This is a genomic window from Succinatimonas hippei YIT 12066, from assembly GCF_000188195.1.
Lineage (GTDB): Bacteria > Pseudomonadota > Gammaproteobacteria > Enterobacterales > Succinivibrionaceae > Succinatimonas > Succinatimonas hippei.
This window is the reverse complement of sequence record NZ_GL831055.1, coordinates 1-1,705: the sequence shown is the minus strand read 5'-3', so window position 1 is coordinate 1,705 and position 1,705 is coordinate 1. Positions and strand designations below refer to the sequence as shown.

Genomic DNA, 1,705 nt, shown 5'->3' with positions numbered 1-1,705 from the left:
TCGTCCGTTAAATTCAGATCAAGTTTCCTGCATAATTTCTCTACCGTACGCTTAATCGGTGCTATTTTCCATTGCTCGTCTATTTTTACGGCAGTTATCTTGCTTAAGCTCTGCGTCAAATCTTTCAGGGAAATGTTCCTGCTTTCTTCAATCCCGGCAATCTCTTCAATGCAGCCAATTGCAAATACTGATGACAAGTGGTTTAAAAACAGCCATGCTTCTTCTTCATTCCGCCCTCTCATATAGGAGGATTCAAACTCCATCGTATCTCCGTAGGTTTTGAAGTACTGCTCAATAGCCTGACGCTGCTTGTACATATAGTAAATCTGCTTGCCGTTGAGTCCGGACTGATTGGTTCTGACGGTTATAGTACCCATTTCCTTAATTTCGGCATGCAGCTGTGCTAAAGTTTGCGGTTTAAGCGCCGCAAGCTCGGCATCAGTCAGCCGTCCTTTATTATGTGAGCGTCTTTTAAGCTCTTGTGCAGTTTTTAATTCCTTTGCGGCATTAAGTTTTTCCAATCTTAAGGAAGCGTCACTCAACTCATCGGCATAAAGCTGAGCGTCATAGTAAAGATGAATGACACAATCATCTTCATCGAAGCGTTTGCATTGAATTGTCCGGCCGTGATAGGTGAATACGGAATCATAATCACTTTGCGATAAAGGGATGCGGTCTTTGACATAGCGGTTGCCGCGCTTGAGCGGAATCAAATAATGGAGCTGGTAATGTTCAAGCAGAGCAAAGTCTTCATCACTGCCGAAACCTTTATCGGCAATTATCGTATAGTGATTGCTCTTTATTCCTACTTCCTTCAGGATATCGGCAAAAGCACGAACATCGTGGGTACTACCGATATATTGTTTATAGTACAAAGGCAATCCGGTATCTTCAGATAAAGAGAATAAATACAAAAGATTGATTTGAGGTTTAAAGCGCCGTTTGGAGTCATAACCGAGCTCGGCAAATTCCATAGTACGTGAGGCTGACAACAAACGATGTCCGTCAAACAGAATAAAAGAGCGCTTAAGGTCAATGTCTTCCCGCATAAAAGCAGCAATAGCATCCCGCTGTTTGCCTAAACTCTTTAATAAGCGGCATAAGTAAGGAGCGGAGAAATTCAAATCCGGAAACAGATGGGCAAAGAAGCTGTTTTCATAATGCAGAAATAACCTTCTAAAACGCGGATTGTACATGGTACGGATGAAACTGATGACATAAATTTGTCGCCACAGGTCAGGAAAGAATTTCTGCAGACGCTCCCGATACTCAGCCGTTCTCTCATAGAAAAAGACGGAAGAGCCGACTTCAATAACGTCACTGATTTGAGGTTTTTGCTCGATATTAACCAAACGGCGTTTAGTAGGGATTAAACCCTGCGCGGTGATTTTGCCAAGACACTTGCCGGAAACTTTACGGCTGCGTTTAATGGAGGGGTCGTATTTATTATGCCGTTCATAGAGGTACCAATGACCGCGGATATGCTTGATTTCGGTATTTTCGGGTTTATGAAAATTAAGGATAAAGTCGGGTTTTTCAATCATAACGGCACCGCTTATTAAGCTACCTGTTAGGTATGTTAATTATAACACAAAAATAAAAGAAACAAACGAAAAAGAGAAAGGGAAATTAACTGAGGATCAAACAGTTAAAGGAATAGTTTAGGGAGACTGTCGCCTCCCTAATTTTTAGCGTTACGGTTTAA

Annotated in this window: 1 protein-coding gene; it reads right to left on the bottom strand. The window is 41.8% G+C overall.

Annotated features, from left to right (window positions below; translation table 11 throughout):
- Nucleotides 1–1,544, bottom strand: a 1,544-nt coding sequence (locus tag HMPREF9444_RS08355) for an IS1634 family transposase (RefSeq protein WP_040909449.1), incomplete at its 3' end; no start/stop codon positions are given.
- Nucleotides 1,545–1,705 lie beyond the last annotated feature (161 nt).